We start from the raw sequence: 25,958 nt of genomic DNA, 5'->3' as shown, positions 1-25,958 counted from the left end.
CAAATCATTTGATTAGATATACAGGAATCTTTGATTTTTGAAGGACATAATTTGAAACACTTCCAATCATGTCACCTGAGGCTGAACCAGAGCCAGTTGAACTCATAACAATGTGATCAAATTTTCCAGATTTTGCCAAATGTAATGTAACATGACTAGGAGAACCTCTTAATAGCTTTGGAAAAAATTTTACATTCTTGTTTCCTGCACGTTTAGATGCTTTTTTTAGAACAATCTCCCCATCTTCTTTAATTTGTTTATCAAATGCCTTTGTTCTTGGACCACCTTCTAAAACATGTGGAATTACATGTAGACATGTTACTTGTCCGTGTGTAAATCCAGCAAGGGTTATTGCCCTATCTAATGCTTGAAAAGATTTTTTTGAACCATCAACTGGTACTAGAATTCTATTAAGATCCATAATGAAAATCATTAATCAGCTAATATTAAGATTGGAATTGATTCTCAATACAGGAGTTGATCATCTAATATTATCTATGAAATGGATATTATGATTACCTGTAGAAGAAATGAAAAATCCATTCAGTAAAAAAAATAATTGTATTCAATGTGAAGCAAAATTTTCAAATCACGAAGATTTAGTTGTTCACGTAAGGCACGAGCATCACAAAACCATAGTGAAATGTCAGAAATGCGGAAGAGAATTCATACATGAAAAAGACAGATTGCATCATGCAAGAAAAGAACACGAAGAAGAAATGAGAGAGAGATCCAACAGGAAATCATATCCTGATGAATATAAGACTCAAAACAGAGTAGATAGATTCAGAGCAAGGTTTAGTGACAAACTCTAAACTCACAAAGGTTGGAATCTTTTTGGGGATAAAAATAGAACACTCATCGGGTTTTTAACAAAGACTTGTGGATTTTGGTCCCATACTGCAATGCCTTTTTTCTTTTTGTGCAGGATAATTCAGGAACATTAACTTCACTTGCTAATTTACGAATAATGTGCTTACGATACAAGTCTTCAGAATTATGAATTTTTTCAGACATAGGGATAGTTTTTGCATATTCAATAAATTTTGGTGATAGCAGTGGTTGAAGTATTTTTACTCCAAATTCAGATGCAACTAAATTTACAGCCTTCATCATTTTTAGTTCGTTATCTAATTTAGCAGCCATCACTTCATTGATTTGTGATTCCCCTCCAGAAAATGCTTCTCGATATGCATTATAACCACAAAATAATTCATCAATTCCATTTGCAGTAACTACAGTGTTAAGACCTAAGCTGTTTGCCAGTTTGGAAACGTAGTAAAATGCAATACAATTTTCATTCCAAGAAAGATTTTCAGTCTGTATCGTTTGGTTAATTTTTGAAGAAAGTGCAGGAAATGTATCAGAATCAATTTCCAGAACATGATGTGGATATTTTAGATATTCATTAACTTCTTTAGCAAATAAGATATCATGAGATTCTTGAAATCCAATTGTTAATAATGTAATATCATAATTCATGTCTGAGCAGATTTTTGAAATTAATGTACTGTCAACACCGCCAGAAAAAGCAATTCCAATTTTTTTTTCTTTAACAGTTTCAAAAATAGAATTCTTAATATTCTCAAATAATGTTTGGTTTATCTCATCCATCATCTCTCACATCTTAGATTCTTCAAAAGGGTAATGAATCAATCTTTTAATTTAACTTTATTTCTAATACATCATGATACGATTATCACAAATAGATATTGATGAGCATCTAAAGAATTTACCAGGCTGGAGTGTTGTAAACGAAAAACTTCACAAAGAATTTCAATTTGAGAGCTTCAACCAAGCCTTTGGTTTTATGACTAGGGCGGCTATGGAAATTGAAAAAATGAATCATCATCCAGAGTGGTTTAACGTATACAATAGAATCAGCATTGAATTAACAACTCATGATGCAGGAGGCATTACGAAAAATGATGTCAATCTGGCTAAAATTCTAAATTCCCTGACATAGTTCAAGATGAAGAATTTTAGGTATAATCATTACAGAATTTATATTATATCCAAAGTCAGTTGACTTCACATGGCTTCAAGTCCTACAATTTTAGATTCAGATTTCAGATATATCGACAAGAAAGGAAACTTGTTAAAAACTAGAACTGAATTGACAGTGGCACAGATGCTTACTTTTCTTGAGCAAGAATACGAATACAATCACAAAATAACATTAAAGAGCGGAAATGAGGTTTTAGTGGATTTTAAAACAGAGAAAGGATTGATTGAAGTTATTGATACAGATGAAGATATTGAAAAGTACAAGCAAATCAAAGAAGATTTTCCTCAAGACAAAGTGATGGCAATAGGACATGCAAAATATGTCGCACAGATTAAAGAATTACAAGATGTTGTATTTTATGATAAAACCCCACAAACAGGTTCTATATTTTTAGAGGATGCATCATTCTCATATGATTATGCACACATACTTCCACTAGTTGAAAAATGTTCAATTTTGCATGGACATACGTCTTCTGTAATGGTTGAACTTGTTGGACAAATGAAAGACAATCTTCTTTTAGATTTCGGAGAAGCAAAAAAAATAATCAAAGAAGTTGTAAATGTATTTGATCATAAATTTTTCATCAATAGAAAATATCTAAAGAAAGAAGATGATTCACATTATCAAATTCAATTTGAAGGCCCAAAAGGAATGTTTGAATTGCAAGTTCCAAAAAATACAACATATCTATTAGAAGGTGAAGCTACTGTAGAGAATCTTTCAAGTGAAATAATCAAACTATTGGTGCCAAAAATGCCATCAAATGTAGAAGCAGTAGGAGTTTACATCTATGAAGGTTACAATAAAGGATCTCATATTATTTCAAATATTTCAAGATAGTGAAAAATGGAACCTAAAATATCAGAGAAAGCATGGAACCCAGAATTAGAAAAAGAAATTCTAAAACAATGGGATGAAGAAAAAATTTATGATTTTATACCACAAGAAGACAACTACACAATAGATACACCTCCACCATATCCATCAGGAAGACCTTGGCATATTGGTGCCGCAGCACATTATTCACAAATCGACATGATTGCAAGAACGGCAAGAATGGCAGGCAAAAATGTCTATTTCCCAATAGGAATTGATAGAAATGGACTTCCAGTAGAACTCTACACCGAGAAAAAACACAAAATCAGAATGAGAGAAACAGAAAGAGGTGAATTTCTAAATCTATGTAGAGAAGCACTAGATGATTTGGAAGCTGAAATGATTCTCATTATGAAAAATCTAGGTCTCAGCGGAGATTTTGCAAATTATTACAGAACAGATTCAGAGGAATATAGGACACTTACTCAATCAACATTCATTAATTTATGGAAAAAAGGACAAGTGTATCTTGCAAACAGACCAAATAATTATGATTGGGTATCAGGTACAACTATAGCAGATGCTGAAATAATCTATGAAGATTTATCCACAAAACTAGTTTACATGAAATTTAAAATTAAAGATACAGACAAGGAAATAATTATTGCAAGTACAAGACCTGAACTACTTTGTGCATGTAAAACCATCATCGTAAATCCTGAAGATGAAAGATATACACAAGATATTGGAAAAAAGGTGATAGTTCCAATTACTAATGCAGAAGTAGAATTAAGAACACATCATTCTGCTCAACAAGAATTTGGTTCAGGAGCTGTAATGGTGTGTAGTTATGGTGATCAAAACGATGTTGCATTATTTAGAGAATTGGAATTAGAAGAAATTGTTGCAATAGGATTAGATGGAAGGATGACTAAAGTTGCAGGTGAATATGCAGGACTAAAACCGAAACAGGCAAGAACAAAAATCATAGAAGACTTGGAAACTAAGGGATTTTTAGAAAAAACTGAAGATATTGTTCACAGAACGCCAGTTTCAGAAAGAAGCAAAACTCCAATCGAAATTATTCCAATGGAGGAATATTATCTAAAACAAAAAGAGGCAGTACCAAAAATCAAAAGTTTAGGACAAGAAATTACATTTCATCCACCAATGCATAAGCAAATTCTAATGAATTGGCTAGAATCTATCAATATTGACTGGCCAATTTCAAGAAGAAGATATTATGGTACTGAAATCCCAATATGGTATTGTAAAAAATGCTCAGAACCACATGTTCCTGAGCCTGGAAAATACTATAAACCTTGGAATGAAAAATGCCCTATTGGTAATTGTACTAAATGTGATTCCACAGAATTTGTTGGGGAAGAACGAACCTTTGACACATGGATGGATTCTAGTGTATCCCCACTTTTCATTAGTAAATTTAACAGAGATGATGAATTTTTCAAAAAAGTATATCCTGCATCAATCAGACCTCAAGCAAAAGATATTGTTAGAACATGGTTATACTATACACTTCTTAGATGTGAACAGCTAACAGGAGAAAAACCATGGTCTGAAGCTTGGATTATGGGTTATGGTTTAGATGAAAATGGAATGAAAATGAGTAAGAGTAAAGGAAATGCAATAGATCCTCTACCCGTAATTGAGAAATTAGGTGCAGATACTTTTAGATTTTGGAGTGCAAGTGAGATTAATCATGGATATGATTTTAGATGTAATGAACAAAAAATTGAATCAACAAAGAAATTTCTCAGTAAATTATGGAATGTGTCAAGATTTTTGTCTAGTTTTCCAGTGATTGAATCAGGAAAACTTTCAGCATCAGATAAATGGATTTTATCAGAGCTAGACAAGTTAGTCAAAGAATGTAAAAGAGGGTATAAAGAATATAATTTTTTCATTCCAGCAATTGCAATTAGAGAATTTACATGGAATGTGTTTGCTGCTCATTATATTGAAATGGTAAAAGGAAGAGCCTATGGAATTGATTTCTCAGATGAGGAACGAGACGGGGCAATTTTTACACTGCATAAAACATTATCAACAATTTTAAAACTATTAGCACCAATTACTCCATTTATCACAGAATATCTTTGGAAAGAATTGTATTCAAAAGATAGTATTCATAAAGAAAAACAAGTTGAATCTGAAAATATTGAAGAACAAAGTGATTTTACAAAGGAAATTTCAGAATTTAACTCAAGAGTATGGAATGAGAAAAAATCTCAAAATCTTTCATTAAAAGATTCAATCAAAATAGAAATCCCCAAATCCCTAGACCCATTCAAAAAAGATTTGAAATCTATGCATAACTTGTTAGATTGAGCCTAATTATACCTGTAAAATACCATTTGTAATCAAATATTGGATTCCTTGAATGAATGCAGTATCATCTATTTGTCCATCTGCCCACCAACCAGCATTATTTTTAATCCAAGATGGAATTTCATTTCCAGATGATTCACCAGATGTTGTTTGAGGAATATCCATTATTCCCTCAGTGATCAAATACTGGATTCCTTGAATGAATGCAGTATCATCTATTTGTCCATCTGCCCACCAACCAGCATTATTTTTAATCCAAGATGGAATTTCAGATTCTGGAGAAAAAGGATTGAGTGCATCAGTTCCAATAATATCAATAACAGAATCACCACCAAAAAACGGAATTACAAGAGTTCTGTATTCAGATGTGGAATCTATTTCTGCATAATCTGTTTCAAATCCATCAACCAAAATAAAAAACTCATCATCAAATGTGTCAAATTTTGCATCCAACAGTGATCTTGGTATTGTAATTTCAACTGTTCCATCAGATAAAGTATCCATTGTAAGAATTAATTCAACAAAATCAGGATCTAAGAAAATTGTATCAAGAACACCATTTTCAATATTATAATCAATATCAAAGGAATCAACAGTAACTGTTCCAACATCACCATATGAAAATGGGAATGATGTAAAAAGAAGGAAAGGTAATAACAAACTCAAAAAATTAAATGAGTTTTTTTGGAACAATGTTAATTCCCACTTAAACCAATATCTTCAGATAACTCAACAGAAATTTCATTCCCGTCGGTGTCATCTGTGGTGTCATCCGGAATGGAAACAGTTTTTGTTAATGTGCCAGTACCGTCTAGAAACCACAAAGGAGATAGTTTGCTTTGAGGTCCCAATATGGAGACTTCGGATTTTTCAATTTGATCAATAGGAATATCAGCAGCTAAGAAAATTTTGAGCGTGGAATGGAATTCTTTAGTAAAATCATCTTCTAAAAATGCAATAATTACAAGTGAGTCCTTTTCCCCAGAATCTCCTGATGAAGTAGTTCTTGCTTTTCCATATCCGCATGCATAAGGAATAGTACCAACAGAAATAGAACAGGACTCTAATTCTAATTTAAGATTTGACTTACTACTATCATATGTTGTAAATGTCATCTTACCACTCAAGGATGTTGTTTCAGATTTATCACTAATTGTAGATGCTGAAACGGAATCAAACACTAATTCATACGTGTTTACAGTTTTAGAAGAACCAATTTTTTTACCCATATAATCTCCATTATCAATTTTTTCCAGAATGTTTTGTGTTCTAGAATCTAGATTTTCAGATTTTGCCTTTAGTCTCTCTTGTATTTTTTCAGATTTTTGTTCTTTTCTTTCTTCAGATTTTTTTAATGTTTGTAAATTTTTTTCAGATAGTTCATCAATCTTTTTTTGATATTTTTCTTTTAGTTCTTTTAATTTTTCTTCATATTTGCTAGTTTGCTTACTTAGTTTTTCATTTAATTTTTCTCGGTCTGATTCTAGATCTTCACGCTTTTTTTCAACATCCCTTCTTTTTTCTTCTATTTTCTTTTCATTTTCAACTCTTTTTTCTTCTAGATCTTTTCTTTTCTCTTCAAATCTCTGTTTATCCTCTAATCTTTTTTCATCAAATTCTTTTCTCTTTTCTTCAATATCTTTTTGTTTTTCTTCTAATTCACTTTGACTTTTAGATCTTTTTTCCTCAGATTGTTCTCTATTTTCTTCAGATTTTTTCTTTGCTTCTTCTGCTCTCTCTTTTTGTTTCTTGTATGCCTCTGAATCTTGTTTACTTGCATCAGAATTCTGAGCAAATGCAGAGTCAAATGAAATTAACGATACAGATCCTAACAATAACAGAGATAGAAGTATACCAAATGTTCCCAACTTTAATTGCAATTTAAAAAATCCTGTCCATGATGCTTAAAAAGAATTGCTCATGATTTGTCAACTTCAAAATGGTTTTCATGTTATTTTGTTATATTCCAATTAAGATTAGTTTTTTGAGTTTTGAATTAGGCCTAGAAAATATTTGTGTAGCGAAGTATCTTCAGTAAGTTCAGGATGAAATGCAGTACCAATTACATTTCCTTTTTTGACTGCCACTATACGATCATTAAATTTGCATAAAACTTCCACATCAGAACCTACATCAGAGACAGATGGTGCTCTGATGAATACGCCATTAAATTTTGGAATGTCAATAGAATCCATAGAAATTTCAGATTCAAAAGATTGTTTCTGTCTTCCAAATGAATTTCTCTCCAACTTGATATCTAAAATATCTAACAGAGGTTGGTCAGTTTTACCAATAATACGATCATTTGCCGTATTAGATAGCATTATCATACCAGCACAAATTCCAAGAACAGGCATTCCATTTTGTATTTTGTCTTTTACAGTCTTCAAAGAACCGTTTACTAGAGATAATTGGCCAATGGTAGTGCTTTCGCCACCTGGGATAATCAAACCATCTAATTGTGAAATTTCTTCAGGGGTTTTTACGTCAGTTACTTTTCCATCAATCCCTAATTCATCTAATGCAGTTTTAGCTGACAAGATGTTTTCTTGAACATCTCCTTGTATTGATAGTACACCAACGTTAAGACTCATGCTAAGCCACCACGATCTTGCATACGTAATTCCAAAGTGTTAACATCCAATCCAATCATAGATTGTCTTTCATCAATCATTTTTTGTGCCTCTTTGACTTTATCAGGTTCATTCCAAAAAGTTGTAGCTAAAACTATTGCTCTTGCCCTTTCTTTTGCATCATCAGAATTAAAAATTCCAGAACCAACAAAAATACCATCACAACCAAGAGACATCAAATATGCTGCATCAGCAGGAGTTGCAATGCCACCTGCAGCAAAATTTACAACAGGCAATCTTCCAAGTTTTGCTGTTTGTTCAACAATATCATATGATACTTTGAATTCCCTTGCCATTCTAACTAAATCTTGATTATCTCCAGAATCATAAATAGATTTGATAGTTCGCAACTCATCGTTTACTTTTTTAATATGTTTGATAGCTTCTGCAACATTTCCTGTTCCAGGTTCTCCTTTTGTTCTAATCATAGATGCACCTTCTTCAATTCTCCTTAATGCTTCAGCCAAAGATCGTGCACCATTAACTACTGGAGTAGTAAAATCCCATTTCCAAATATGGCGAAGTTCATCAGCTGGTGTCAAAACTTCAGATTCATCAATCATATCAACATCTGTTTCTTGTAAAACCAATGCTTCATTGACATGTCCAATTCTACACTTAGCCATAACAGGAATTGTTACAGAGTCCATAATTTCTTCAATAATTCTAATACTTGCAGTTCGTGCAACACCACCAGCTTTTCTGACTTCTGAAGGAAGTTTATCTAATACCATTACAGAAACGGCCCCAGCTTCTTCAGCAATTTGAGCTTGTTCTACAGTTGTAACATCCATTACAACTCCATTTTTAAGCATATGAGCAAATCCACGTTTAACAGTGGATGATCCACGCAAAGTATCAATTGAATTTATTTTATCTGAAACTATTCCTTTAGCATCAAGTCGTTCACCAGATAAGGGAAGCATGTGTTAATTTTTCCTTATCACTATTTGTATCTATTCACTAAATTTAGACATAATCAAATCTAACTCAGATTCAACCATAGTAATTATTGGCGGAATAAAATCCTCAGTAACATTTTGTTGGGGCCAATGAATTTGATTAACACGTCCGTTGAGTGTAACTTTAACATTTGATTTTTGATATTCAGTTACATCATCCATAATTTTAAAAGACTCGGATGGAATTGCAATAAAACCAGTCTCTTTAATCAGAGCTTTAATTTTGTTAAGTTTGTTTTCATCTAGTTTTGAGCGAACATCTGGTTTAAGATAGCCTTGATCAGTTACAGAATACTTTATTTCACCGTTATTTTTGATATAAAGAATTTCAGTTTTTTGTGCTCCAATTCGTTCAGTTACACCATTAGAAATTTTTTTTAACTGATGTTTAGTATATTCAATTTCAATATTATCGGTGTAATTAGCAGCCGATGTAGGAATTTCATTTTTTAACAATAATGGCGTAGAAAGTAAAAGAGCTGCAATAACTGGAATAGCACCCAATATAATGTAAATTGGTTTTACCATTTCACTGCTGATACTGTCAATTTGCAAATAAATCTTAGTAATAGTTAAAATTCAAGCAAAATATTTTGATTCTTGTGGGTTCGTAGCCTAGCCTGGTAGGGCGATGGTCTCCAAAACCATCGATCGTCGGTTCAAATCCGATCGGGCCCACTTTAAAAAACTCTATTGATTGTTTCTCAAAACATTTAGTGCAGATCCGGACTTGAACCATTCAATTTGGGATTTATTGTATGAATGGTTTAGTAAAATTTCATCTTTGCTTCCATCAGAATGAGAAATTATACATTTAACTTGTTTGTCTGGTGCTAAATCATTTAATTCAATTAAGCTAATCCTATCATCTTCAAGGATTTTTTCATAATCATCAGGATTACTAAATGTCAATGCCAAGATACCTTGCTTTTTCAAATTTGTTTCATGAATTCTTGCTAAACTTTTTGTGATAACTGCTGCACACCCCAAAAATCGAGGAGTCATTGCCGCATGTTCTCTGCTACTTCCTTCACCATAATTATTATCACCAATAATCACCCATCTCATTTGATTTTCTTTGTATTGTCTGGCAATTTGTGAAAAAGATTCTTGTTTGTTATTTAGAATATTCTTGCCCTGACCAACTTGATCATTAAATGCATTGACTGCACCCAAAAGCATGTTATCACTGAGATTATCCAAGTGTCCCCGTAAAGAAAGCCATGCTCCTGCAGGGGAAATATGATCAGTGGTGCATTTACCTTTAGCCTTTACCATAATTGGAATACTTTCAAAATCTTTACCATCCCATTTAGAAAATGGTTCTAAAAGTTGTAGTCTTTTACTGTTGGAATCAATTAGAACTTTAACATCATCAGAATTTTCAGGAGGTGCAATAAAAATTCCTTCAGGTCGCATAAAACCTTCTTTGGGAACTTCGGGTGCAGGTTTGGGAGCTTCAAGTTTAAACTTAGTTCCATCAGATGCAATTAGATCATCCTTTAATGGATTAAAAGAAAGTCTACCGCCCAATGCTAAAGCAATAATCATTTCAGGGCTACCAATAAAATTAAGAGTATTTCTACGTCCATCATTTCTACCTGGAAAATTTCTGTTAAATGTAGTAACAATAGTATTTTGTTGATCCTTTTCTAGTTCAGGTCTATTCCATTGACCAATACAGGGACCACATGCATTTGCTAAAACAGTTGCACCTATGTCTTTTAGAGAAGCCATTTGTCCATCACGTTCGATAGTACCACGAATTTGTTCTGAACCAGGAGTCACCAAAAGAGGAATCTTAGATTTAATTCCTTTAGATATTGCTTGCTCGGCCAAACTTGCGGCTCTTGACATGTCCTCGTAAGAAGAATTTGTGCAACTACCAATCAATGCAACAGAAATTGGATCAGTGTAGTCTTTAGATTTTACATCATTCGATAATTCCGTTATGGTTCTTGCTAAATCAGGAGTATGCGGTCCAACAATATGAGGTTCTAAGGTTGAAAGATTAATTTCAATTACCCTATCAAAAAACTTTTCAGGATTTGCTTCTATCTCAACATCTGCAACAAGTGATTCTTTATTTTGATTTGCTAATTGAGCAATTGCTTCTCTATTTGTATATTTTAGATAAGTTTCCATTCTTTCATCATATGGGAATATTGAACAAGTCGCTCCTATTTCAGCTCCCATGTTAGCAATAGTAGCCTTACCTGTACAACTGATAGATTTTGTTCCAGGTCCAAAATATTCCACGATTGCATTTGTACCGCCAGACACTGTTAATTCATCAGCAACTTTCAATATGATATCTTTAGGAGCAGTCCATCCACTTAGTTCTCCGGTTAACTTTACACCAATTTTTTTAGGATAAAGTAATTCCCATGGGAGACCTGCCATTGTTTCAGCTGCATCTAATCCCCCTACACCAATGGCAATCATTCCAAGGCCTCCCGCGTTTGGAGTATGGGAATCAGTGCCAATCATCAATCCACCTGGGAATGCATAGTTTTCAAGTACAACTTGATGAATGATTCCGGCACCAGGTTTCCAAAAACCACATCCATGTTTTGCACATGCTGATTGTAAAAATTTAAAAACTTCACTATTTTCATCAAGCGAAACTTTCATGTCAATATCACCTTGAACTTCTGCTCGAATGAGATGATCACAATGTACGGTTGTAGGCAAAGATGTTTGTTTTAATCCCGCTTGCATAAATTGGAGCATAACCATTTGGCCTGTAACATCTTGTAATGCAACTCTGTCAGGTTTCAAAAAAACGTAATCTTTTCCGCCAGTAAAAACCGTATCATCAATTTTATTTAAATGTCCAGATAAGATTTTTTCAGAAAGGGTTAATGGTCTTCCAACCAGATTTCTATATTTCATAATATTGTCGTTTAATTTTAAATAAACGCCAGAAACAAGTTCGGCAGTAGTATCAATTTCCATAAAATTTGATAAATTAATCCCGAATTTAATATTTGCAATTGAAAAATTCAATAAATTGTTTTAATAGGCATGTAAATCCTCAACAATTATAAGCCAAATAGTGCTTTTTAATACAGTGTTAGGTAGCAGTAAATTTTCTAAATGGAGACATAATTATGGTCAATAAAGGATTTCCAAAGTTTGGGATGTCACAAGCAGGCGCATTTGTTGCAGCACTTAAAAATTATAATTTACCTGATTTCATTTTAGTTTTAGTTGCAAAAGAATGCAAGTCAGAGCTACTTGAGAGAGGAAGAATAGATGACAGATTACAAAGTATGAATGATGATGCTTTAGAATTATTACACAAAGTTTTTGTTGGATGTGCAGAAGATTCTGCAGGAAAATATGCACAGTATAGATTCTATGCATATGTATCAAGCATGTATCATAAATGTGAAGTTATAGTTAATGATACAATTCCAGGTGCATCAGGTAAAAATTATAAAATTCCTGTTGCAGTAAAAAACAATGGAATGTACATAGCAATTGCATATAACAAAGCAACAGGAAATCCAGTAAATAAAAAAGAAACAGCAAGATTTTATGAAATGGTAGATGATATTAAAAAAGGAGACCATGGAACCATGTTAACTGATGGAATTTACGGCTCTTCTGTAGGTTTTAGAGGCGATGCTCTCATAGAACTTGAAACATTAAGTAAGTCACGAACCAACGATCCTGAAAATAAATTGGATTTCAAAACTGCAAATTTTGAAAATAATATTTATTCAGTTTCCAAATGTTAATTGTAAATATTTTATTGTAAATTAAATTGCGAAACATCCATCGTTAAAAACATGGGCTTACCATCAGTTTTTTGAAAATCTTCATCGTATTGTTCAAATTCTAACTGTTCAAAGAGATGTTTGGTCCATACGTCATGTACATCTTGAATGAATTTTTTATGTCCTGCAATTCTTAACATTTCATGAAGTATTTCATGTGAGACAGTGGTACAATTTTTTTCTGCAAGAAACAGAGAATCATCAGATTCTTTTGGAGATTGCCAATGTATCATTCCAAAATTTTCTGCATGATACCCATCGCAAGTACAATCAGTCCACCAAGGTTTGAAATGAGTTAGATAGAAATGGTAAATGTCTTTTCCTCGTTGATTATGATCTCGTACTAATGTATGTGTGTCAAGACGTTGAAGAATGCTTCTAGGAGTTGTTATCATTTCATCACATTGAATTTCATAATCTTTGCCAAATTTTTGTTTTAGCCAAACCTGATAAAATTTGCCCATTTTTTTTACATATTCAAATTCAAATTGTCGTTTCTCTCGATCCTCTTCAGGTACTACAAAAATAAAATGTAGAATCATAATAAGAAAAAAAGGTGTTTATGTTTGACCTTCAATACCCATCAAGGTAAGAGTTGAGCGAATCTTTTCAATTTTCCTGATTTTCCAGGTTATTGTTTCTCTAAGTTTTTCAACAGTGTCAGATTCGATCTTGGCCAAAATATCATATGCACCAAAAGTTCCATGAACTTCTTTTACACCTTCTAAGCCCTTTAGTTGCTGTATAATAGCTTCCTCAGAACCCAATTCACAGTTTATTAAAACATAAGCTGTTGCCATACAGAAATTAGATAAATCGACTATATCAATAAACCGATTATTGTTAGTTTTGAGACATCTTTACAATATCATCCCAAATTGGCTTTGGCACAGGCATTACAGATAACCTTGAAATTCTTATTAATTCCCAATCTTTGAATTTTTTCTCTTTTTTCATTTCATCAAGAGTCACAGGACGTTTCAATGTTTTTTTGTATTTTACATCAACAACAATAAATCGCTCTACATCTTCTTTAGGATTGGAATAAGGTTTTGAAGTTACTTGCATAATTCCTACAGCTTGTCTTTCATCTCCCGTATGATAAAAAAATACAAGATCGCCAGGTTTCATTTCTCGCATATGTTTTAATGCTAAATTATTATGAACGCCATCCCAGACAGTTGTTTTTTCTTTTTTTAGATGTTCAAAATTATATCCTCGCGGCCCGCTGGGCTCTTGTTTTGCTAACCAATAATTCACCATTTCATTTTTTCATATTTTTATCGGTGTTTAATGGTTTTTGAAAAAAGAGATGTTCCCCGGTTCTGACTCGCACCAAATCATTGGTCATAGCCATACGCCTCCTCGCGTTCTGAAACCGGGGTTGCCCATAATGTAGCACGCCTGGGTGAATTAGAAATCACTGGTATCATTACGATCGACTCATCCTAATCCGTCTGCATGCTTGCTCTTGGGCGATTTGTAATAGAATTACTCCTACTAAAAACCATTGAAGGAATAATTACGAAAAATAGTTTTTGAATAAATTAGTTTTAATTTTTAAGAATAGAATCAGACAAAGAGATCTCAAATCCCACTACAGGAACACGAATCTTATAATTTTCAATAATCTTTGTATCAATTTTTCCAATAATTCCAATGGGGATATTGTTTAGAATAATTAATGCACAATGACCATCTTCAAATGTAGAATTAGTTGCTGTTTTTGTTTCTACTTTAATTCCAAATCCAATATTTAATGCAGATTGAATAATGGATTTTATTTCAGTAAAATTTGCATCTTTATGTGCACTGATACATGAAAAATTAATTTTTTCAGATATAGGGTTTTCTGTAGCAAAAACAGTTCCAGTTTCAAACATTTTTTGAGGATACGATTCATGAATATTTTTTGAAAGATTTTCCAATAAACCTGGAAGAATAGAATCGCGTAAAATAGTATGCTCTCTGCTTTTTGAATCAAGTACAGAAATAATCTTTGATGAATCTCTGTTTGTCATATCATATAATACTCGTTTACTGGTTAAACTAGAATTCAAAGCTTCAAGAAATCCTAATCCAATCATCGTTTGATCCAGAGATTTTAGTTTTAATGAAACAGAATTTGTTTTTCCTATAGTTTGGGAAGGGGACAATACAGGTTCAAGATTTTGGATTCCGTATCCCAAAGCAACTTCTTCAACTAAATCTAAAGGTCCAAAAATATCAAATCTATATGCAGGTATTGTGCAAATGATATTAGTTCCCTTAGATATTGCATCTAAGCGAGATTTTTTTAGAGATGAAACGATTTTAGAAGAATTAAGATTTAGACCCAAAATCTGATTGATTAATGAAGTACTGACAGACATTTTTCTTTGTTCTAATTTAGGTGAAGAATTTTTTGCACCGGTTATTTTTACTGATTCTAAAATAAAACCAGAACTTTGTAAAATGGTTGCTACAACTGCAAGCATATCTTCAGCATCTTCTTTGTTAATTCCAGTTACCTCAACAAAGAGATTTTTGGTTTTTGCAGTAACTGTGGTCACTGCAGCGTTAATTATAGGAGGAAAAGACACAGTATTTTGATTTTTATCTAAAATTATAGGCACTTGAGAAGATTGTCCAAGTAAATAACCGTAATCTTTTCCGACATCAGTGTTTTCCAATATTTCCAAAATAGTTGTCTCTTTTTCAGAGCTTAATGGAATGAATTTATGATTTCTAGATGTTGTAGTATAAACTAGTGGAAACAAAATTTTATCTAAATCATGTATTCCAATTGACGATTTTTTTCTTTTTCTTCCTATTCCAAAATGAAGGTCTTCCTGCATGGTCATTAATTGTTTAATTGTTTTATCATCAATTTTTCCATTTTTTGCAATAATTCCGGTTACAAAAGGTCTGATCTTTGTTACCGAAGAATTAACTGTGATTGGGTAATTGTTAGATTTTTTTATATTGAGTTTCACTATGCCAGTTTTAATCCCAAGTAATCCTTGCATACCAAGTGCAATTCCATAATCAGTAGAGTAATCAGGTCTGTTTGGACTATATTCAACCCTTACAAGATCTTTATCTTCTGATTCAATATCCAATCCAAGATAAGGTAATGAATCAGAAATTTGTTTTTTTGTTACTTTTCCAATTAATTTTTGAAGACGAGAATAAGATAATTCAATTACTGGCATTTTGTTGCACTCCTTAACCAACCAAGATCATTGTTATAAAATTCTCTTACATCACCCAGATCATACTTTAACATAGCAATTCGTTCAATACCTCCACCCCAAGCTAAAACAGGTTGAGTAATACCAAGAGGTTTAGTTACTTCGGGTCTAAAAATACCCATTCCAAATAATTCAATCCATTTTCCTAATTTTTCATTGTAAACCATAGTTTGAAGAGAAGGTTCAGTGTAGGGGAAAAATGTGGGCCAGAATTTTATTTTAGTAATTCCAATTCGTTTGTAAAATTCGCGTTGAATTCCCATTAAATTTCTCAATGAAGCGTCTTTCCCAACAACGATACCTTCAATTTGATTAAATTCGACCAAATGTTTGTAACTGACTTTTTCATTTCGAAATACACGACCTAAAGAGAATATTCGTGCCTCATCAGGTTTGTTTTCTGCTAAATGCTTGATTGTTACACAAGTGGTGTGGGTTCTAAGAACCATTTTTCTTGCTTCATTAATATCCCACTGGTATCGCCAATTTTTTTTATGAGATTCAGAAACTTTTCTAATTTGTTCAGATGTTCCAATTTTTTTAGCATTTATTCCATCTAGATAAAATGTATCTTGCAATTCTCTTGCAGGATGATCTTGTGGAGTAAACAAAGCATCAAAATTCCAAAAGCTTGATTGAGTCATATTACCAAGAATCTCTGAAAAACCAAGTGTGACAAATATTTCACGAATTTCATCAATAGTGTCTTTTAAAGGATGAGTTCTTGCAACAAAAACTTCTGGAACATCAGCTTCAACATCAATACTACCAATAGAATCTGAAATTTTAATCGATTTTGCTAAATCAGATAATGAAATTTCTTTTGCTTTAATAATATCCTCAATAATGAAATCAGGTTTTTTTAAAAGTCCAGATAAATCATCACCATCAATTTTATCTTTAGATAATTTTTCATTTCCAATAAGTTTGAGAGTTTTTTCTCCTGGAAGTTCTGAAGGAGGATTCTGTATAGAAATTTCATCAAGTTCAACTTTAATCCAATTATTTTTTCTAGCTAGACCCATAGAAGGCCCAAATACAAAACCTAATTCTTTTTGTAAATCAGATAATTTCCTAGGCCCATTTTTTAGTAAATCCAATAATCTTCTTTCAGGCAATCCTTTTGCAAAAGAGTCAAGACCGTTTTTCCCTAAACTTACAATACTAGATTTGGATTCAGTGACAATTGCTAGATTTTTTAATTTAAGCCATTCAATGCCTCGTCTAATTTGATCAGGTGAAAGTTGTGTAGATTTCTCGAGTGATTCAGGAGATTGTTTTGGATTATCTCTTAAAGAGGTAATAATTTTTTTTTCAATTTCATGAAAAACTTGCGACAACAGCAAAGAATTCGAAAAAGACTTTTTAAACCTTAACCTAAGTCAAGATGAATGTCAGCTGATGACTTTATTGTAACTCCTTGGCATGTAGAGGGTGACATTGACTATGATAAATTAATCAAGCAATTTGGAACTGAAAAAATTTCATCAGAATTACTCGAGAGAATCAAGAAAATCACAGGTGAGGACCATTTTATGCTCAGACGAGGTATTTTCTTCTCACATAGAGAACTAACTAGGATACTTGACGAATATGAGAAAGGCAACAAATTTTTTCTATATACGGGAAGAGGTCCTTCAGGTCATACACATATTGGACATTTAGTACCATGGATGTTTGCAAAATGGTTACAAGACAAATTTGATGTTAACATGTATTTTCAACTTACTGATGATGAAAAATTTTATTCAAAACCTAATCTGACTTTAGAAGAAACAAAAAAATTTGCGTATGAGAATGCATTGGATTTTATCGCATTAGGTTTCAACCCAGAAAAAACGAAAATCATCATCAATACAAAAAATATTCAAACACTGTATCCAATTGCAGCTCAAGTAGCAAAAAAAATTAATTTTTCCAATACAAAAGCAACGTTTGGTTTTACAAATGAAACAAATATCGGAATGATATTCTATACATCGTTACAATCAGCTCCATGTTTTATTGAAGACAAACCGGTGTTGATTCCATTAGGAGTTGATCAAGATCCTCACTTTAGATTAACAAGAGATATTGCACCAAAAATTGGAAAACAAAAACCAGCTTTAATTCACAACATCATGATTCCAGGTTTAGAAGGACCAGGAGGAAAAATGTCAGCATCGGATGAAAAAGGTACAATTTACACAACAGATTCTCCAAATGAAGTAAAAAAGAAAATAAACAAACATGCATTTTCGGGAGGACAACCAGATATTGAACAACATAGGAAACTTGGCGGAAATCCAGATATCGATGTATCTTATCAGTATCTAAGAATATTTTTTGAACCAGATGATGTTAAATTAAAAACAATTTATGAAGATTATAAATCGGGCAAATTACTTTCAGGTGAATTAAAAGCAATTTTAATTGAAAAAATTAACAAGTTTCTTGCAATTCATCAAGGAAATAGAGAAAAAGCAAAAAACCAGATAGAGCAATTTCTTTTTGAGAACAAATGAAAATAACCATAACATGTGATGACAAATACGAGGCTCAAAAACTAGCTAGTTTTATTTTCATAAAAGATAGTAAAGAGACATACATTACAAGGATTCTAAATATTGTCAAAAATGAATTAGTAATTTCATTAAAAGATAAATCTGCTCACAGTGTTTTACTCAAAGACGAAGAAAATGTAGAGAGTTTTGCAGATTTTATACAATCAGTGTTAGATAAAGAACATACGTTAATTTCAACTAGAATTATCGAACATGTTGTAGAAATAGTCAAAGAATAATTTATAGACCAAATACAGCATATGCGGTAATAATTCCGACAATAACAATTAGAGAAACCCCTAATGCTTTGAAATCCCCATTCATGAATTAATTTTAAAATAATTATAATTAAAGTGTTAACAAATTCTCAAAGATGATTCTATTAATCATCTAGGGAAATGTTTGCTCTTTTTTGAACTTGATCTGGATTCATCTCGTTTTGGTGTAACAGGTTCTCGAATTTCATTACAATTTAAACAAAATACCTTTAATTCTTCTCTAGCAAGATCTGGTGCTGAGATATATTTTCCCCAAGATGCAGCGTCACCTCCACGTCCAGAATTATCAGAAGTTACATTTTCAGATATCGGACTAATTCCCAAGGCTCTTTCATCATTAAAACCACAATTAGAACAAATTTTTCCACCTAAGATTTCATATAATTTTTCTTTGATGGTTTCATAAAATTTATCTGAACCATTAGAATAGAATCTCTCTTGTTTTCTTAAAAATTTATCATTTCGTGGTTTTTTAGATCTAGAATTATCTCTGCTGGATTCGGGTCTAGAAGATGATCGTGAACCTCTATCATCTCTGGAATATCTATCATTTCCTGAATCTTCTGGTTTGTTTTGTCTGAAACAATCACTGCAGTAAACAGGTTTGTTAAATCTTGGAACAAATGGAACTGTGCATTCAGTACCACAATCAGAACAAGTTACAGTTGTAGATTCATTTCTACTATCATCTCGTGAACCTCTATCTCTGGAATATCGTGAACCTCTATCATCTCGTGAACCTCTATCATCTCGTGAACCTCTATCATCTCGTGAACCTCTATCTCTGGAATATCTATCATTTCCTGAATCTTCTGGTTTGTTTTGTCTGAAACAATCACTGCAGTAAACAGGTTTGTTAGTTCTTGGAACAAATGGAACTGTGCATTCAGTACCACAATCAGAACAAGTTACAGTTGTAGATTCATTTCTACTATCATCTCGTGAACCTCTAGTATCTCCAGAATTTCTAAAAGAGCGAGATGCATTATTTTCTCGTCTTGAATTTCTTCCATCTGTTTTTCCATCAGAATATTTTGATTTGTAGAGATCCATATTATAGAAAATTAGAACTATAGGTTATAGATACTTAGAGCTAAAATCTATGCCTAGAATTAAAAAAATCACCTAAACCAATGATTTATCCATTTCAGTTGACATTATTTCTTGCACTTTAAGAAAATATAGTTTGGTGGAATATGGCATATCATCCAAATTATTATCAACTGCAATCATAAAATATCTAACAGCACGTTTTGAAATATCTAAATTAAATTTCATTGTGAGCACAGGGTCTTGGTGAACTTTGATTTTATCCTGAAGCCACGGCGGAGCCATTTCAATAGTTTCTTTGATAATTTTATCATACCAGTATGAAAGATTTTGAGGGTGCAATCCCTGTTTGAGATTGGCCACATCAGTATCAATTTTTTTCATCATATGATTAATGATCGCCATGAGGCTCAATCCAAAAATTTTGTTTTATTCCAATTACTCAAAGTTCGATAAGCTACTTGTCAATTGATAACAAGTTTCCGTCAACATCAATTTCAGAGTTTTTAATTCTAGTCGTGGATATTCTTGTTCCGTCTTGTGCCAAAAACATTGGAACCGTAACAATTTGAACCGGTGGAAGATTCTTTTTTGCTCTTAATTCATTAAGGATGATTCCTTGATTGCTTGTTTCATCACTAACAATTAATGCCTCAACTCCGCTTTCTAGAACGGCAGGTCCAAAATCATTTTCCAATTTACTAATTTCAAAAGAGGCATCAGGGAATTCTTTTGAAATAACATATATCAAATTTTTAAAACGTTGGTCATATTTGTTTGTAAGAATTTTACCTTTTTTAATAGCAAATTCATCACTTGTAATTCCTATGATTACTTTATCAGAGACATCAAATGCATTAGATAATAAAGTAAGATGGCCTTTATGGAGAATATCAAATGTTCCACCCATTGCTGTAAGAGAAAATTTAGACATGTAAAGTAACAGTATTCTTTGAAAATAAATCTACTAGTTTTTTTATATCTTTGAGGCCTAAATTATTTAGAAATTTTGCTTTATTTTGATAATTTCATGAATCCTTCTTTGATTAAGAATTGAATGCCTTCTACAAATGAATTATCATCAATTTGCCCATCTGCCCACCATCCTGCGTTGTTCTTAATCCAATCAGGAATTTTATTATTTTGAGATGCTAAACCTTGCTCAGTGATTGGAATATTCATGAATCCTTCTTTGATTAAGAATTGAATGCCTTCTACAAATGAATTATCATCAATTTGCCCATCTGCCCACCATCCTGCGTTGTTCTTAATCCAATCAGGAATTTTATTATTTTGAGACGGCATAGTGTCATTGGAATTCACTACAAATGAAATGATTGCAATTGTTGTTTTTGTATTTCCATATTGAGCCTTTACTGTGAATTTACCTTCACTGAATTTCTCATTCAAAGGTACAACATATGAAAAGGTACCATCAAGATCTACAGGTACTTTTTGAGTAACAGCTAGATTACTACCACTAAAAATTGAAATTCGTAAACTTCTTTCTGCATCATATTTGTTTACATTACCAGAAAATGTTACAGATTCTCCAATAGAATAAGATTCATTATCAGAAATTATCTTTACAGTGTAATTATTAGCACTACTTTGTTCAGGTGGTCCACCATAACCCAAAACTGACTGTCCAGAAGAAGATATCAGAATTAAAGAAATTATTGAAATAGTAAAAATTTTCTTATTCATAATTAAGATTGTACATTCCTTTCTGCATTTAAACGGTGAGAAGAAAAGGGAGTAAAAGATTAGAGTTTTAGTTTACTAGTATTAGAACGAATGGACCTTGTTCAGCAAGCGGGATATTATTTCGATCCCAGACAAATGTTTCAATGAAAAACAACCCAGATTGTTCTGGAATCCAATCTATCATTTGAGTTTCTTGTCCAGTTCCAATAAATCGCCCATCAAATTTTCCAATAAATTCTACAGTTGGAGAATTATCACGAATTTCAGGAGATTTTTTTATCTGTACATAATAGGTATAGGCGGTTTCATCAGATTCTTGATCTCTAGCAAATTCAATCCATGTTTCACTTTTAATGAAAGCTGTAGAACCAACTTTGAGTTCAGAGAGTTTCTCTCCGTTAGAATCCTCTACTGACACTCCAGAAATGGTTATCAATTTATCAGGAATTTGTGAAATAGGAATTTGAATATCTACCAAGTCAGAAATAAAAACATTGGATTCTGCAAATAAGAAGAATCCTACAGATTTAGAATCAATTAATTCATCCAACTCAAAAGAGACATCAGTGTTTAGATCTACATTACCCAGTTCTATTGTAGATACACTAAGAATTCGGGGAGGCTCAAAGCCATCATAAAATGCAAGATAGACGTTAGTATTAGAACTTGGGGCACCTCCGTTTTGTAAAACTCCTGAGAATCTAAATGAAGTATCTAAAAATACATCAGTAGAATACACTGTGAGTCCTTTTTGTTTTTCTACAGAGGAATCAAATCCCAATAGAGAAACAGAAGCCTCAGATATTGTTGGATTTGGAGATTGAGAACGTATAGAATAAGTTGACTTGCCATTAGGGGCGATTACTTCAAGAGTAGTTGAACCTTGTACAACTTCTAAAGGAGTAGGATCAGTATCATCATAGAAAGTCACTTGAATTTTGACATTAGATATAGGAGTCAAAGAATTGTTATTTTCAACTAATCCAACTACTACAGTATGGCCTTCTGAATCTTGATATACAAACGGAGATTGATTGCTTAGAGACACATTAAGTGTAGGAGCATTATCTGTTACTTGAGAAAAACCCTGATTAAACGGAATTAAAAGTAATATCAAAAAAGTGCATAGAACAACCTTTATCATAATTTTCCTTAAGATTAGAGATTAATTTCGTGTAACATATCAAATAGTGAACAAGAAAGGTAACAACGTTAAACCCAGTTTACACTGAGTTAGAAGAATAAAAAGAAATTAAAAATAGGTATAAAATTTATTTTCTCTTTGCGGTAATTGCTAACCAGTAAATTAAACCTGGAGCTAAACCAACAATAAGTGGTATGAATACCGGCCATGCGTCTGTTGCACTTGTCATAATGAAAAACGGAAACTAATCCTATTTAAATCCATCTTGGAATCTGAATTTCAGCGTAGATCGGAGAGGTTAGAAAGTGGACCGGACGGAATTTGAATCCGTGACCCCCCGCGTGCAAGGCGGGTATACTACCAGGCTATACTACCGGCCCACAAGATGAATGAGTAAAGTGTGGATTTTAATTGTTGTCTTCTTGGCAAGAATTTTATTTGAAAACACGATTGTTCCAATATGGTGCTTTTAGAATCACAAATCAAACTAAAAACAGGAGATATTGCACCAGATTTTGAATTAATGGGCATTGATGACAAAATGCATTCATTAAAAGACTATAGCAGTTACAAAGGAATTTTGATAATTTTCATGTGTAATCATTGTCCATACGTTAAAGCAAAAGTAGATGCCCTCAATGAATTATACAAAAAATGTGGAAAAGACATAGCAATGATTGGAATTAACAGTAATGATTCTACGGATTATCCTGAAGATAGTTTTGATGCTATGAAACAGACAGCAAAAGAGAAAGGATTTGAATTTGATTATTTGGTAGATGAATCACAAGAGATTGCTAAAAAATATGGTGCCATGTGTACCCCAGATCCTTTCTTGTTTAATGCACAAAAACAGTTAGTTTTTCATGGAAAAATAGATAATGCTATGAAACCAGATGACGAGGTAACTGAGAAAACAATGATTCTCAATATAGAGAAATTGATATCAGGGGATAAAATTGAAAAAGATTTTGACCCCTCGATTGGCTGTTCAATCAAATGGAAAGAAAATTAAACTTATCCTCTCATTTTGGGTACAAAATCATACCTGAAATATCTCAAACATGAAATGATTTTGGTCCCAAACTCGAAGGCAAATTAAACTTAAATGAGTCTAGCCTAGAGATTTCTTCGTGGGCTCGTAGCTCAGCTTGGCTGGAGCGTTCGACTGATAATCGAAAGGTCATGTGTTCGAATCACATCGGGCCCATTTTTCATTATTTCAAATTCTGAGATACCGTTTGAGACCATTGTAAAATATCTCCAATTTTATCAGATGTTAAATCAGAAGTGATTTTAGTTTTTTTAGATACTTTTCCACAAAGTGCCAATTTCATCTGTTTTCCAGATTTTTGTTTTATGGGATTAATAGAATCAGCAAAAAAGTTTAGTCCCTCATCAGTTTTAGAAAACACCACTATTATCAGAATGCCAGGTTTTTGTTTCCAGATTTTTCCTATTAATTTTTGAAAATCAAGATCAAATAACACATTGATTGCAGATGACATATCACCCAAGTCAGAAACATTCCATCCATCAGAATGATAAATTGCCGAGGCAGCTTCAGAATATAATCGGCTATGGGCATCATCTGCCATAACAACTACATTTTTTTTGGGATCAGAGACAACTTGAATTTGATTAAAAATTTGAAGTGATTTGGAAATAATATTCATCAAGAGGTTTTGTTCTGAAGTTCCAATTTTTCCATCATCATATAATTTCTTAACATGATCAATAGATGGAAAAACCACTTCCAATACCAAACGATTCACTGTCCCTCCAGAATGTAAACAATTACGAATTAGTGAGTACACTTGATCCTCCGTACCCTTAATCAAATAATCAAGATATTGCGGAGTCACTTTGAAATAATCATCAGGAAAGTTGAATGATTCTTGTCCAGGTTCTAAAAACCACAAAGTAACATTTCCAATATTTTTTTGTCGGAGCAAGCCTTCTGCTGCAAAAACCTTGAGATATTTTGACATGGTAATTCTATTGACGCCCATTTTTTCAGAAATCTCAACTCCAGACATTCCAGAAACAGCATCATCTAAAATTAAAATTAAATTTTCTCTTATCTCTTCAGTAGAATAGCCTTTTCCCATAATGCTCTTGGACTATAGTATTCTATAAAGACTAATTTTTACTAGCATTTTGATGGTTCTCAGATTTATCATAATTATGTTAGACCACACATGGGTCTTGATGGTAAGACACCTGCTGAGGTTTGTGGAATAAAAATAAAAGGAAAAGATAAGTAAAAAACCCTAATTCAAAATGCTAGTAAAAATTAGATCAGTATTCTTTGGGTCAGTACTGTGTATACTCCGATAATCGAAAACCCAAAAGTGATTCCCGATAAGAATATGTAGATGTAATGCACTTTCTTGCTAACCTTTGCATCTAATTGCGGAATTGCTATAAATGGTATGACGACTACTAAAAGAGAATAATACAATAATCGAACGTATCCACCTGAGAAAGATATTGTATATTGAAGAAATTCTAGGGGGTCATCTGGTAATTGTTCTAATTCGAAAACCTCTGATATTGAAATAACAAAAGATAATGTCAAACCTATTAAGAATAATTTGAGGGATTTTCGCATTGAGTCTGCCCTTAACCATAATTATATAATCATTTAGAACAACATTCAATCCATGTCCCGCTAGTTTACAAGAAGAATATGTCCCACAGGATTAACAGTACCTTTAAAATAAAACATTATATACTTGGGTACTTTATTGTACGGTAAGGAAAAGTAAATTGCCAAAAGCCGGATTCAAATCAATCACTGTTTCAGAAACTGTTTATGATAAATTCCACGAAGTTTATCAAAAGAGTAAAGACGATCTAACAATGAAAGGGGTAAACAGTTTTGCCGGTTATGTAACTTACATGTTAGAGGAGATGATGCAAAAGGACAAAACATTTGCAAGGTATGCTCCAAAGATAGAAAAAATTTCAGTTGATGATGATCGTGTTATTCTTAAAGACAATATTAAAAATAGAATTGCAGAAGTTGCAATTCAAAAAGGAGAATTATTTTGTCAGCTCTGTGATGAAAAAACTTGTGTCCATGTTGGATTTGTATTCTCATTGCCAGATGTGTATGAAGTTCTAAACGCTAGAGGAATTAAAAATCCAAGATAAGTGGAGGAGGTGGGATTTGAACCCACGAACTCCTGAGAGACAGGATCACCCATATTTGATCTTAAGTCCTGCATGTCCAAAAGCACATAGTGCTTACTTTGGCCAGGCTTGATTACTCCTCCAAAAGGATAAAAATCTGAGTGAAATTTAACAGTTTAGAGTGAATTTACCCAGAATCAAGAATTATAAGGATTTTCTACAGGGTGAATTTGTGCTTCGGTAGCTCAGTCTGGTAGAGCGTTACATTGGTAATGTAAAGGTCACGGGTTCAGATCCCGTTCGAAGCTC

The 25,958-nt window shown here is 32.6% G+C and carries 26 protein-coding genes, 5 tRNA genes and 2 pseudogenes; 12 read left to right on the top strand and 21 right to left on the bottom strand.

Features of this window, described 5'->3' with window-relative positions; genetic code table 11:
- Nucleotides 1-4 precede the first annotated feature (4 nt).
- Complete coding sequence (locus ACW9XH_RS01265) at nucleotides 5-421, bottom strand: universal stress protein (RefSeq protein ID WP_457758830.1); 417 nt, start codon at nucleotides 419-421, stop codon at nucleotides 5-7.
- Nucleotides 422-530: 109 nt separating this feature from the next.
- Here ACW9XH_RS01265 and ACW9XH_RS01260 point away from each other — a divergent pair, with 109 nt between their 5' ends.
- Complete coding sequence (locus ACW9XH_RS01260) at nucleotides 531-815, top strand: hypothetical protein (RefSeq protein WP_457758829.1); 285 nt, start codon at nucleotides 531-533, stop codon at nucleotides 813-815.
- A gap of 43 nt (nucleotides 816-858) precedes the next feature.
- Here the strand turns inward: ACW9XH_RS01260 and ACW9XH_RS01255 are convergent, their stop codons facing one another.
- Nucleotides 859-1,614 carry an asparagine synthase C-terminal domain-containing protein gene (locus tag ACW9XH_RS01255; RefSeq protein WP_457759085.1) on the bottom strand — a complete coding sequence of 252 codons (756 nt, stop codon included), beginning with the start codon at nucleotides 1,612-1,614 and terminating at the stop codon, nucleotides 859-861.
- Between the two features lie 73 nt (nucleotides 1,615-1,687).
- On the opposite strand from ACW9XH_RS01255, the gene ACW9XH_RS01250 reads away from it, so the two are divergent.
- From ACW9XH_RS01250 to ACW9XH_RS01240, 3 genes are all read left to right on the top strand, one after another.
- Entirely contained in the window at nucleotides 1,688-1,966 is a 279-nt protein-coding gene (locus ACW9XH_RS01250; RefSeq protein ID WP_457758828.1) for a 4a-hydroxytetrahydrobiopterin dehydratase, read from the top strand.
- A 69-nt stretch (nucleotides 1,967-2,035) separates the two neighbouring features.
- Nucleotides 2,036-2,851 (top strand): 6-pyruvoyl trahydropterin synthase family protein, encoded by an 816-nt coding sequence (locus tag ACW9XH_RS01245; protein WP_457758827.1) that lies wholly within the window; start codon nucleotides 2,036-2,038, stop codon nucleotides 2,849-2,851.
- A 6-nt stretch (nucleotides 2,852-2,857) separates the two neighbouring features.
- The gene (locus ACW9XH_RS01240; RefSeq protein ID WP_457758826.1) at nucleotides 2,858-5,176 is read left to right on the top strand and encodes a valine--tRNA ligase; all 2,319 of its coding nucleotides are present in this window, start codon (nucleotides 2,858-2,860) and stop codon (nucleotides 5,174-5,176) included.
- A gap of 6 nt (nucleotides 5,177-5,182) precedes the next feature.
- Here ACW9XH_RS01240 and ACW9XH_RS01235 read toward each other — a convergent pair.
- The 5 genes and pseudogenes from ACW9XH_RS01235 to ACW9XH_RS01215 form a co-directional block, all read right to left on the bottom strand.
- Nucleotides 5,183-5,449, bottom strand: a pseudogene (locus tag ACW9XH_RS01235) (peptidase); the annotation flags it as partial.
- Between the two features lie 422 nt (nucleotides 5,450-5,871).
- Nucleotides 5,872-7,056 carry a hypothetical protein gene (locus ACW9XH_RS01230; protein ID WP_457758825.1) on the bottom strand — a complete coding sequence of 395 codons (1,185 nt, stop codon included), beginning with the start codon at nucleotides 7,054-7,056 and terminating at the stop codon, nucleotides 5,872-5,874.
- A 96-nt stretch (nucleotides 7,057-7,152) separates the two neighbouring features.
- Entirely contained in the window at nucleotides 7,153-7,770 is a 618-nt protein-coding gene (gene pdxT, locus ACW9XH_RS01225; protein ID WP_457758824.1) for a pyridoxal 5'-phosphate synthase glutaminase subunit PdxT, read from the bottom strand.
- A complete protein-coding gene (gene pdxS / locus ACW9XH_RS01220; RefSeq protein ID WP_457758823.1) occupies nucleotides 7,767-8,735 on the bottom strand; it encodes a pyridoxal 5'-phosphate synthase lyase subunit PdxS in 969 nt (322 codons plus the stop codon). The genes pdxT and pdxS overlap by 4 nt, the downstream gene beginning before the upstream one ends.
- 30 nt (nucleotides 8,736-8,765) lie before the next feature.
- Complete coding sequence (locus tag ACW9XH_RS01215) at nucleotides 8,766-9,299, bottom strand: hypothetical protein (RefSeq protein WP_457758822.1); 534 nt, start codon at nucleotides 9,297-9,299, stop codon at nucleotides 8,766-8,768.
- Between the two features lie 76 nt (nucleotides 9,300-9,375).
- On the opposite strand from ACW9XH_RS01215, the gene ACW9XH_RS01210 reads away from it, so the two are divergent.
- Nucleotides 9,376-9,449: transfer RNA gene (locus ACW9XH_RS01210), tRNA-Trp, on the top strand.
- A gap of 12 nt (nucleotides 9,450-9,461) precedes the next feature.
- Here ACW9XH_RS01210 and ACW9XH_RS01205 read toward each other — a convergent pair.
- The gene (locus tag ACW9XH_RS01205) at nucleotides 9,462-11,729 is read right to left on the bottom strand and encodes an aconitate hydratase (protein ID WP_457758821.1); all 2,268 of its coding nucleotides are present in this window, start codon (nucleotides 11,727-11,729) and stop codon (nucleotides 9,462-9,464) included.
- A 155-nt stretch (nucleotides 11,730-11,884) separates the two neighbouring features.
- On the opposite strand from ACW9XH_RS01205, the gene ACW9XH_RS01200 reads away from it, so the two are divergent.
- On the top strand, nucleotides 11,885-12,517 hold the full coding sequence (locus tag ACW9XH_RS01200) for a hypothetical protein (protein WP_457758820.1): 633 nt from the start codon (nucleotides 11,885-11,887) through the stop codon (nucleotides 12,515-12,517).
- An 11-nt stretch (nucleotides 12,518-12,528) separates the two neighbouring features.
- Here the strand turns inward: ACW9XH_RS01200 and ACW9XH_RS01195 are convergent, their stop codons facing one another.
- From ACW9XH_RS01195 to pheS, 5 genes are all read right to left on the bottom strand, one after another.
- The gene (locus tag ACW9XH_RS01195) at nucleotides 12,529-13,098 is read right to left on the bottom strand and encodes a hypothetical protein (protein ID WP_457758819.1); all 570 of its coding nucleotides are present in this window, start codon (nucleotides 13,096-13,098) and stop codon (nucleotides 12,529-12,531) included.
- Between the two features lie 18 nt (nucleotides 13,099-13,116).
- Nucleotides 13,117-13,356: an Lrp/AsnC ligand binding domain-containing protein gene (locus ACW9XH_RS01190; RefSeq protein WP_014963852.1), complete on the bottom strand. Its 240-nt coding sequence runs from the start codon at nucleotides 13,354-13,356 to the stop codon at nucleotides 13,117-13,119.
- Between the two features lie 43 nt (nucleotides 13,357-13,399).
- Nucleotides 13,400-13,819: an EVE domain-containing protein gene (locus tag ACW9XH_RS01185; RefSeq protein ID WP_457758818.1), complete on the bottom strand. Its 420-nt coding sequence runs from the start codon at nucleotides 13,817-13,819 to the stop codon at nucleotides 13,400-13,402.
- A 290-nt stretch (nucleotides 13,820-14,109) separates the two neighbouring features.
- Complete coding sequence (gene pheT / locus ACW9XH_RS01180) at nucleotides 14,110-15,750, bottom strand: phenylalanine--tRNA ligase subunit beta (RefSeq protein WP_457758817.1); 1,641 nt, start codon at nucleotides 15,748-15,750, stop codon at nucleotides 14,110-14,112.
- Nucleotides 15,741-17,129 carry a phenylalanine--tRNA ligase subunit alpha gene (pheS, locus tag ACW9XH_RS01175; protein WP_457758816.1) on the bottom strand — a complete coding sequence of 463 codons (1,389 nt, stop codon included), beginning with the start codon at nucleotides 17,127-17,129 and terminating at the stop codon, nucleotides 15,741-15,743. Before pheS ends, pheT begins: the two co-directional genes overlap by 10 nt.
- 51 nt (nucleotides 17,130-17,180) lie before the next feature.
- Here pheS and ACW9XH_RS01170 point away from each other — a divergent pair, with 51 nt between their 5' ends.
- Entirely contained in the window at nucleotides 17,181-18,293 is a 1,113-nt protein-coding gene (locus tag ACW9XH_RS01170) for a tryptophan--tRNA ligase (protein ID WP_457758815.1), read from the top strand.
- Entirely contained in the window at nucleotides 18,290-18,571 is a 282-nt protein-coding gene (locus tag ACW9XH_RS01165; protein WP_457758814.1) for a hypothetical protein, read from the top strand. The genes ACW9XH_RS01170 and ACW9XH_RS01165 overlap by 4 nt, the downstream gene beginning before the upstream one ends.
- Nucleotides 18,572-18,718: 147 nt before the next feature.
- On the opposite strand, the gene ACW9XH_RS01160 is transcribed toward ACW9XH_RS01165, so the two are convergent.
- From ACW9XH_RS01160 to ACW9XH_RS01135, 6 genes and pseudogenes are all read right to left on the bottom strand, one after another.
- Complete coding sequence (locus ACW9XH_RS01160; RefSeq protein WP_457758813.1) at nucleotides 18,719-19,663, bottom strand: CxxC-x17-CxxC domain-containing protein; 945 nt, start codon at nucleotides 19,661-19,663, stop codon at nucleotides 18,719-18,721.
- A gap of 72 nt (nucleotides 19,664-19,735) precedes the next feature.
- Nucleotides 19,736-20,065 (bottom strand): hypothetical protein, encoded by a 330-nt coding sequence (locus tag ACW9XH_RS01155; protein ID WP_457758812.1) that lies wholly within the window; start codon nucleotides 20,063-20,065, stop codon nucleotides 19,736-19,738.
- Nucleotides 20,066-20,117: 52 nt separating this feature from the next.
- Nucleotides 20,118-20,594 carry a phosphopantetheine adenylyltransferase gene (locus ACW9XH_RS01150; RefSeq protein WP_457758811.1) on the bottom strand — a complete coding sequence of 159 codons (477 nt, stop codon included), beginning with the start codon at nucleotides 20,592-20,594 and terminating at the stop codon, nucleotides 20,118-20,120.
- 80 nt (nucleotides 20,595-20,674) lie between these two features.
- Nucleotides 20,675-20,944, bottom strand: a pseudogene (locus ACW9XH_RS01145) (hypothetical protein); the annotation flags it as partial.
- A 490-nt stretch (nucleotides 20,945-21,434) separates the two neighbouring features.
- On the bottom strand, nucleotides 21,435-22,511 hold the full coding sequence (locus ACW9XH_RS01140; protein ID WP_457758810.1) for a hypothetical protein: 1,077 nt from the start codon (nucleotides 22,509-22,511) through the stop codon (nucleotides 21,435-21,437).
- A gap of 306 nt (nucleotides 22,512-22,817) precedes the next feature.
- Nucleotides 22,818-22,891 (bottom strand) — tRNA-Ala (locus ACW9XH_RS01135).
- Between the two features lie 80 nt (nucleotides 22,892-22,971).
- On the opposite strand from ACW9XH_RS01135, the gene ACW9XH_RS01130 reads away from it, so the two are divergent.
- On the top strand, nucleotides 22,972-23,526 hold the full coding sequence (locus ACW9XH_RS01130; RefSeq protein WP_457758809.1) for a thioredoxin family protein: 555 nt from the start codon (nucleotides 22,972-22,974) through the stop codon (nucleotides 23,524-23,526).
- 120 nt (nucleotides 23,527-23,646) lie between these two features.
- Nucleotides 23,647-23,721, top strand: a tRNA-Ile gene (locus ACW9XH_RS01125).
- 7 nt (nucleotides 23,722-23,728) lie between these two features.
- On the opposite strand, the gene ACW9XH_RS01120 is transcribed toward ACW9XH_RS01125, so the two are convergent.
- Nucleotides 23,729-24,622, bottom strand: a complete 894-nt coding sequence (locus ACW9XH_RS01120; protein WP_457758808.1) for an ArsR family transcriptional regulator — start codon at nucleotides 24,620-24,622, stop codon at nucleotides 23,729-23,731.
- Between the two features lie 661 nt (nucleotides 24,623-25,283).
- Between ACW9XH_RS01120 and ACW9XH_RS01115 the strand changes: the two genes are divergently transcribed.
- Complete coding sequence (locus ACW9XH_RS01115) at nucleotides 25,284-25,670, top strand: hypothetical protein (protein ID WP_457758807.1); 387 nt, start codon at nucleotides 25,284-25,286, stop codon at nucleotides 25,668-25,670.
- A gap of 1 nt (nucleotide 25,671) precedes the next feature.
- Here the strand turns inward: ACW9XH_RS01115 and ACW9XH_RS01110 are convergent.
- Nucleotides 25,672-25,792, bottom strand: a tRNA-Leu gene (locus ACW9XH_RS01110).
- Between the two features lie 91 nt (nucleotides 25,793-25,883).
- Here ACW9XH_RS01110 and ACW9XH_RS01105 point away from each other — a divergent pair.
- Nucleotides 25,884-25,957 (top strand) — tRNA-Thr (locus tag ACW9XH_RS01105).
- The last annotated feature ends 1 nt before the right edge of the window (nucleotide 25,958 follow it).

This window comes from Candidatus Nitrosopumilus sp. bin_32a, from assembly GCF_054095935.1.
The sequence above is the reverse complement of the archived record's forward strand: the minus strand, read 5'-3'. Positions and strand labels throughout refer to the sequence as shown.